At 65.7% G+C, this 7,579-nt stretch carries 7 protein-coding genes; 1 reads left to right on the forward strand and 6 read right to left on the reverse strand.

What is annotated here, in order from left to right:
- Positions 1–12: 12 nt before the first annotated feature.
- Positions 13–921 (forward strand): LysR family transcriptional regulator, encoded by a 909-nt coding sequence (locus AC1DN0_RS30610; protein ID WP_441625131.1) that lies wholly within the window; start codon positions 13–15, stop codon positions 919–921.
- A 120-nt stretch (positions 922–1,041) separates the two neighbouring features.
- Here the strand turns inward: AC1DN0_RS30610 and AC1DN0_RS30615 are convergent, their stop codons facing one another.
- From AC1DN0_RS30615 to AC1DN0_RS30640, 6 genes are all read right to left on the reverse strand, one after another.
- Entirely contained in the window at positions 1,042–2,145 is a 1,104-nt protein-coding gene (locus tag AC1DN0_RS30615) for a PDDEXK nuclease domain-containing protein (protein WP_477146238.1), read from the reverse strand.
- Positions 2,146–2,593: 448 nt separating this feature from the next.
- Positions 2,594–4,924 carry a xanthine dehydrogenase family protein molybdopterin-binding subunit gene (locus AC1DN0_RS30620; RefSeq protein WP_441625135.1) on the reverse strand — a complete coding sequence of 777 codons (2,331 nt, stop codon included), beginning with the start codon at positions 4,922–4,924 and terminating at the stop codon, positions 2,594–2,596.
- Positions 4,921–5,424: a (2Fe-2S)-binding protein gene (locus tag AC1DN0_RS30625; protein ID WP_045235768.1), complete on the reverse strand. Its 504-nt coding sequence runs from the start codon at positions 5,422–5,424 to the stop codon at positions 4,921–4,923. Before AC1DN0_RS30625 ends, AC1DN0_RS30620 begins: the two co-directional genes overlap by 4 nt.
- A gap of 351 nt (positions 5,425–5,775) precedes the next feature.
- Positions 5,776–6,234: a hypothetical protein gene (locus AC1DN0_RS30630; protein WP_441625137.1), complete on the reverse strand. Its 459-nt coding sequence runs from the start codon at positions 6,232–6,234 to the stop codon at positions 5,776–5,778.
- Between the two features lie 193 nt (positions 6,235–6,427).
- A complete protein-coding gene (locus tag AC1DN0_RS30635) occupies positions 6,428–6,982 on the reverse strand; it encodes a GAF domain-containing protein (RefSeq protein WP_441625139.1) in 555 nt (184 codons plus the stop codon).
- 4 nt (positions 6,983–6,986) lie between these two features.
- A partial coding sequence (locus AC1DN0_RS30640; protein ID WP_477146239.1) for a tripartite tricarboxylate transporter substrate-binding protein occupies positions 6,987–7,579 on the reverse strand: 593 nt, incomplete at its 5' end.

The following is a 7,579-nucleotide window of genomic DNA, read 5'->3' on the forward strand; positions in this document are numbered from 1 at the left end:
CTGGCCATCCCGATGAACCTGGAACTCCGACACTATCGATACTTCGCCGCGCTGGCGGAGGAACTGCACTTTGGCCGCGCGGCGGAGCGCCTCGGCATTTCGCAGCCGGCGCTGAGCCAGCAGTTCAGGTGGATCGAGCAGGAGGCGGGTGCGCCGTTGCTTTCGCGCAGCAAGCGCCGGCTGGCGCTGACGGAGGTTGGCGCTGTCTTCCAAGAGGAAGCGCTGGGCGTCCTGCGGCAGGTCCGGCACGCCGAACTGGCCACCGCCAGCGCGAGCCGTGGCGATGTCGGCAGCGCGTCCATTGGCTACGTGGCATCCGCCGCGCTCTCGGGTTTGCTGCCGAGGCTTGTCTATCGCTTCCGCCAGGACTATCCGGCCGTGCGGCTCGCCATGCGCGAGATGGACATGCCGGCCCAGCTCGACGCGGTTGCGCGCGGCGCGCTCGATATCGGCTTTATCCGCCCGCCGTTGCAAGCCTTGCCAGAGGGGCTGGCCTTGTTCGATATCGCCGCGGAAGCGGTCGTGGTCGCGCTGCATGCCACGCACGCGCTGGCAAGCCGTGCGCGCATCGATGTGGCCATGCTGCGCGACGAGACGTTTATCTGCACGCACACCGAACACGGCACCGGCTTCTACGCCATCACCCTTGCCATCTGCGGCAATGCCGGCTTCCAGCCGCGCGTGGAGGCATTGTCGAGCCAGATGGCCACCATCATCAGCATGGTGGCGGCCGGGTTCGGCGTGGCGCTGATCCCGGCTTCGATGCGCGCGTTCGCGCCGCCCGACGTGGTATTCAAGCCGCTGGCGCGCAACGAGGTGACGTCGCAGCTTGCCGTGGTACATCGCAAGAACGAACGCTCGCCCACGGTGCTGCGGTTGATCGAGCGGTGCAGGCAGGGGAGGGGGCGGCAGCCGAAGTGAATCACACAGGACCGACACTTGCGATCGTTGTGACGACTGTTGCCAAATGGTGGTGGTTGCTGTGATCGGTCGCCTGTTTCTCCTTGAGCGACGAGTCCGATCAGTAACCCGGCGTTCCGGTCATTGTGCATCCGCCTCCAGCCTTCCACTGGTGTCGCCGGCGCGATTCTCTAGCCTCGCCTTCGATAGCGCGACCGCTTCATGGAGCTTTTGCTCCAGCAGTTGCCGGGGCGGAAGCTCGGTCAAGTACTCGGCGACATGAATGCCAGTTTGATCCAGTTCCAGCAGTTCGATGTGCTCGCGTTTCTTGCCAGTGCAGAGGATGATGCCTAGCGGTGGTGCTTCCCCAGGCTCTTGCTCGTGCTTGGCGAGCCAGCGCAAGTAGAGTTCCATCTGTCCCTTATCGGCGGCCTTGAACTCACCCAGTTTCAGCTCGATTGCCACCAGACGCTTGAGGCGGCGATTGTAGAACAGCAGATCGATATAGAAATCGTCGTTGTCGATCTGCAGCCGCTTCTGACGGGCAACAAAGGTGAAGCCTGCACCCAGTTCGAGTAAAAAGTGCTCCAACTCGCGCAGGATGGCATCCTCAAGGTCGCGCTCCAGATAGCGATCCTGCAGGCCCAGGAAGTCGAGGACATAGGGGTCTTTGAGTACCAGGCTGGGGGTCAGTTCGCCCCTTTCTCGCAGCGCCGTGAGTTCTTCGGTTAAAAGCTCATCCGCCTTGCGAGACAACGCGGTGCGCTCGAACAGCAGCGAGTCCAGGCGGTCCYGCAGGGTGCGGGTGCTCCACCCCTCATCGCGGCACATCTGCAGGTAGAACTCGCGCTTTAGCGGGTCATCAATGTAAATCAGGCTGCGGAGGTGGGTCCAACTCAATTGTCTACTCAGTGCGTAGACAATGTCCTCGCTCGGAAAAACCTCAGCGAAGCGCAGCATGTGCCGCAAATTCTTGGCGCTGAAGCCACGACCATGCTCCGCCTCCAACTGCCGCGACAGGGAAACGACGATCTGCTCGCCGTACCCGGCGCGCTCGCCGCGAAGCACCTCCGAGCCGATGCGCTGGCCGACGCGCCAATATAGTATCGTCAACGCGGCGTTGACCGTGACGGCAAGCCCCGTGCGGGCCTCGCAAATCAGGCGACGTATGTCGCCGACAAGCGCCTCGGCGTTGACCTCCTCGCCGGGCGGAGGGGCAGGCGTTGCAGTTCGCTTGCGCGTCATTGTGAACGGCCTACCCGCTGCGTTTCCAGCATCGATATGCGGGGAGTGATCCGCAAGAATTGCATTCGATCCATCGTCCCTTCTCCTCAGCCGTTGATTTGCGCCCAAGCTACGGCGGGGTAGCGTGACCAGTCACCAATGCAGTGGCACACCACGGCAGATGCTGCGGCACCTAGATCGTTTCAGCTACACGGTCGAATTCATCTTGCGGGATTCTATCAGTGCGCGCTTTCGTCAGGATGGCCGTTGGGTTTTGGCTAGAGGAGCCGCGTTTGCAGAAGACGTTCGCGCAGGTCGGGGATACCGGTTTGCAGTCGAACTCGACTGGCGTTGTATCTTGACCGGGCGACTGCAGCCGCCCCGACGTCGAACAGGACAGAATATCGGATTGAGTGCAGGGCATTGCAGGCAGGCTGCTGCGCCGATTGCAATGCCCCGCCGCTCAGGCTCAGGCCTTCAACTGGTCCCGGACCGGCAACGCGCGGATGCGCTTGCCCGTAGCCGCGAAGATCGCATTGCACAGCGCGGGTGCAATGGTCGGCACGGCCGGTTCGCCGACGCCGCCGAGCGGTGCGTCGAACTTGCCCGGCACCAGGTGCACGTGGATCTGGCGCGGCGCCGACGGCGCGCGCATTACCTCGTACTGGTGGAAGTTGTCCTGCTGGGCGCGTCCGTCCTTGAAGGTGATCTCGCCCGTGGTGGCCAGGCTGATGCCCATGATGCAGGCGCCTTCCACCTGCGAGCGGATGCGGTCCGGGTTGACCTGCGCGCCGCAGTCCACCGCCATGTCGATGCGGGGGATGCTGATGCCGCCATCGTCGCCGACCACCACCTCGATCACCGCCGCTACGTAGGTCACGAAGCTGTAGCAGACTGCCAGTCCCAGCCCGTGTCCCTTCGGCAGCTTCCTGCCCCACCCGGCTTCGCGCGTGGCCAGTTCGATCACGCCGCGCAGGCGGCCGGTATCGAGCGGATACTGCTGCGGCGATTCGCCGTAGTTCCAGGCGTCGGACAACTGGGTCGGGTCGATGCGGCGGTCCGGGCCCAGCAGCGCCAGCAGGTAGTCGCGATGATCGCGCCCCGCAGCCGTGGCCAGTTCCGCCGCGAACGACTGGACCGCGAACGCGTGGGGGATATTGGACACCGAGCGGAACCAGCCGATGCGGGTGTGCGCTTCCACCTCCGGATTCTCCACGCGCACGTTGGGGATGTCGAACGGCATGTTCACCGCGGACATGCCGAGCTCGAAGGCGGCTTCGTTCTTTGCGCCGGCCACGAAGGTGGAGGTGATGGTGGATGCGGCGGTGCGGTGCAGCCAGGCCTGCGCGCGGCCGTCGGCGCCGAGCATCGCCTCCATGTGCTCAACCGAAACGGTGTGGAAGTAATCGTGATGCAGGTCGTCGTCGCGCGTCCAGGTCACCTTGACCGGCTTGCCACCCATGGCCTTTGACAGCAGCGCGGCCTCGGCGGCGAAGTCCGGCTTGGACTTGCGGCCAAATCCGCCGCCCAGCAGCGTCACGTGCACCGTGACGTCCTCGGGCTTCAGGCCCAGATGCCCTGCGACCGTTTCACGCGTGGCCTGCGGCGCCTGCACCGATGCCCAGACCTCGCATTTGCCGCCGGCGACGCGCGCGGTGGCAACCGGCGGCTCCATGGTGGCGTGCGCGATGTGCGGCAGGTAATACTGCGCCGTGATCCGCTTGCCGGGACCGGCCAGCGCGGCCATGGTGTCGCCCTGGTTCCGCACCACCTTGCCGGGCTGGTTCGCGGCCTTTTCCATCGTCGCCCGGAACGCGCCAGACTCGTAGCTGGCATTGGGGCCATCGTCCCAGCGCAGTTTCAGCGCCTCGCGGCCCTTGATGGCCGACCAGGTATTGCTGGCGATCACCGCCACGCCGCCCAGCGGATGGAACATCGCAGGCGCGGGGCTGCCGGTCAGTTCGACCACCTTGATCACACCGGGCACTTTCATGGCCTGCGCGGCATCGACGCTGGCCAGCTTGCCGCCGAACACCGGCGGGCGCGCGATCACGGCGTAGAGCATGCCGTCCAGCCGCACGTCGATGCCGTACTGCGCGCGGCCCGTGGCGATGGCGTGACCATCGATATTGCGCGTGCTGTTCTTGCCGATATAGCGGAACTGGGCGGGATCCTTCAGCTTGAGGCTGGCGGGGGCGGGTACCGGCAGGCGCGAGGCGTCCTTCGCCAGCGCGCCATAGCCGAGGCTCTTGCCGCTGGGCATGTGGACCACGGCATGGTTGCGGGCCTGCACTTCGTTCACTGGCACGCCCAAGCGCGCGGCGGCGGCGGCCTCCAGCATCGTCCGGGCGCTGGCGCCGACGCGCCGCATGGGCTCGAAGAAATGCCGCACGCTGCGCGAGCCGTCGGTGTTCTGGTTGCCGTAGCGGATCTCGTCGCCCGGGGCCTGCACCACCAGCACCTGCGCCCAGTCGGCCTCGAGTTCGTCAGCCACCACCATCGGCAGGCTGGTGCGCACGCCCTGTCCCATCTCCGAACGGTGGCACACGATGCTCACCTTGCCGTCCTCGCCGATGGAGAGGAAGACCAGCGGGCTGTCCACCGCGCCGCCGGGCATGCCGTCGCGGCCGTATTTTTTGGGTTCGTCGGCCGCCAGCACGATGCCGTCCAGGCCCACGGTGAGCGTGAGCCCGGCAACGGCGCCCATGCCCTTGAGCCAGCGGCGGCGCCCGGCGGATTGCGGGCTGCCGGCGTGGTCCGGCTGGGCCTGTGCCACGGCGAGAACGTTTCGTTCGCTCATTTTGCGCTCCTCTTGCCAGCTGGCTGGGCAACCGGTTTCGCGGCCACGTTCGATCTGGCGACGTGCTGGATGGCGGCGCGGATGCGCGTATAGGTGCCGCAGCGGCAGATGTTGCCGCTCATGGCGCCGTCGATGTCTTCCTCGCTCGGGTGCGGGTTCGCGTGCAGCAGCGCAGTGGCCGACATCAACTGGCCGGCCTGGCAGTAGCCGCACTGCGGCACGCCGAATTCCTCCCAGGCTGCCTGCAAGGCCTGCCCGATCTTGTCGGCCGACAAGCCTTCGATGGTGGTGATCTTCTTGCCCGCTACGGCCGAGATCGGCGTCACGCACGAGCGGATCGGCTGTCCATCCATATGCATGGTGCAGGCGCCGCACAGCGCCATGCCGCAGCCGAACTTGGTGCCGGTCAGGCCGATGTGATCGCGCACGGCCCACAGCAGCGGAGCATCGTCGGGCAGGTCGATCTTTTGCGGCACACCGTTGATCGTGATTGTTCTCATGTGTATTTTTGCGGGGAAGGTGCAACGGGGAAGAGGGCTGGCGTGCGGGCCAGTGCCTGCGCATTCCTGCGCTGCCGCGTGTGTGAGGGCGGGGGAGTGGTTCGTGTGGTGAGAGTGGACCGCCCGGCCGGGCGCCATGCCGCTGCGGCAGCGTTGCGCAACGCGCATTGTGATCCCGGCCGTTGATTCACGGAATGGCGGAGTCGGGATTTCTTAATTCCAGAAAATGGAATTGTGGTGGTGGGGGCGAAGCGGGGAGGGGGGGAGGGGAGTGTTCTTGCGCGGCGGCATCCAATGCCGCGGCACCAGGTCACATGGTGCCGCGGCGGGATACCAACTGCGGGTACTGCATCAGGCGTTGGCGCCGTCGGTGAAGGTATCCAGCTTGCCGGTGCGGGCGCCATCGGTGTAGGCATCGAAGGCGCGGGCCGGGAAGGCCGAGACACCGGTGCGGTCCAGGCCAGCGATGCGGGCGCCTTCGGTGAAGGTATCCAGCTTGCCGGTGCGGGCGCCGTCGGTGTAGGCATCGAAGCCGCGGGCCGGAGAGGCCGAGACACCCGTGCGATCCAGGCCGGCGATGCGGGCGCCGTCGGTGAAGGTATCCAGCTTGCCGCTGCGGGCACCGTCGGTAAAGGCGTCGTGGGTGCGGAAGTCGTAGCCATACTTGTCGGCGGGCACCGTGGTGCGGAACGCATAGCCGTACTTGTCGCCGGGGAGCAGGTCCTTGGCGGTCGCGGCGTGGGCGGCGCCGATGGCGGCGAACGACAGCACGAGGGTGGAAGCAAGCTTGAGGGCGATGGTCTTGGTCATGATGTTCTCCGGTTTCTTAAAATTCGTTGAATTTCATTGATTATTCGTTGCATCTGCCAGAACGTTGCTTTGTTTGCTGCGCGCCGTTCATGTAACGAACTATAGGAGAGCCATCGGTGGCTATGACTTGGTTTCTCAGGATGGATTGTTCAATATTTTTGAATTAAGGGGGCAGGCGCGTTGCGCGCTCGCCTCAAGCCCCGGGCTGTGCTACCCGGCTGGCGGCGATCAGCGCCGGCGCGACCATCTGTGCCAGCAGCCGCAAAGTCGCAACTTCCCCCTCCGTCCATGCGCCGCGCGCCGCGAGGAAGTTAAAGGTGCCCACGCAGCGGCCGTCCTCGCACACCGGCACATTGACTACCGCCGACAGGCCAAGGCCGCGGATGACGGCGATGTCGTCGAACACCGCCTCAAGCGCGGCGTCGCCTTCGCCCACGAAGACCTCGCCCTGATGCAGCACCCATCGCGTCCATGGCGTATCGGCCTTGCGCTTGCTGCCGCCCACGGGATAGGCGGCCTTGTCCGAGGACCACAGYCGCACCACTTCCGAACTGGCGCGCCGGTAGGCATTGATGGTGAGCAGGCCGGGGCCGAGCAGTGCGGCGGTGGCGTTGCCAATCGCATCGAAGGCACTGGCGGGGCTGGTTGCGCGGGCCAGCGCGCCGCACAGCGAGGCGAGCAGTGGCGCAGGCAGCGACACAGTAGCGTGAGCGGGGGCGGCGGCAAGGTCAGGAACATGATCGGTCACAGCTTCACTCCCCCTTGATGCCGAGGTCGTGGATCAGCTTGCCGTAGCGGTCGGCATCGCGGCGCAGGATGGCGCCGAACTGCTGGGGCGTGGAGGTGGCGGTTTCCACGCCGATGGCGTTCATCTTCTCCTTCACTTCCGGCATCGACATGATCCTGTTGATCTCCTGGTTCAGACGCGTCACCAGAGCGGGCGGCATGCCAGCGGGGCCGAAGGCACCGTACCAGACGGACAGCTCATAGCCAGGCACGGTTTCCGCCACGGTCGGCACATTGGGCAGCAGCGGCGAGCGCTTGCTCTCGGTCACGGCGAGCAGGCGCAGTTTGCTGGCTTTGACGTGTGGCAGGGTTTGCGTGCCGGCGGAGAACAGCAATTGCGTCTGCCCGGCCACGGTATCGACCACGGCAGGCGCACCGCCCTTGTACGGCACGTGCAGCATCTGCACGCCGGCCATCTTCTCGAACAGTACTGCGCTCAGGTGGTTGGTGGACCCGGGGCCGGCGCTCGCGTAGGCGAGCTTGCCGGGATTGGCGCGCGCGTAAGCGATCAGCTCCTTGACGTTGTGCGCCGGCACCGATGGGTTGACCACCATGGTGT

The organism is Cupriavidus sp. 05N39 (assembly GCF_056397325.1).

Coding starts and splice junctions, on each gene's coding strand:
- AC1DN0_RS30630 (WP_441625137.1), bottom strand. CDS start 6,234: ATGACCAAGACCATCGCCCTCAAGCTTGCTTCCACCCTCGTGCTGTCG.
- AC1DN0_RS30620 (WP_441625135.1), bottom strand. CDS start 4,924: ATGAGCGAACGAAACGTTCTCGCCGTGGCACAGGCCCAGCCGGACCAC.
- AC1DN0_RS30610 (WP_441625131.1), top strand. CDS start 13: ATGAACCTGGAACTCCGACACTATCGATACTTCGCCGCGCTGGCGGAG.
- AC1DN0_RS30625 (WP_045235768.1), bottom strand. CDS start 5,424: ATGAGAACAATCACGATCAACGGTGTGCCGCAAAAGATCGACCTGCCC.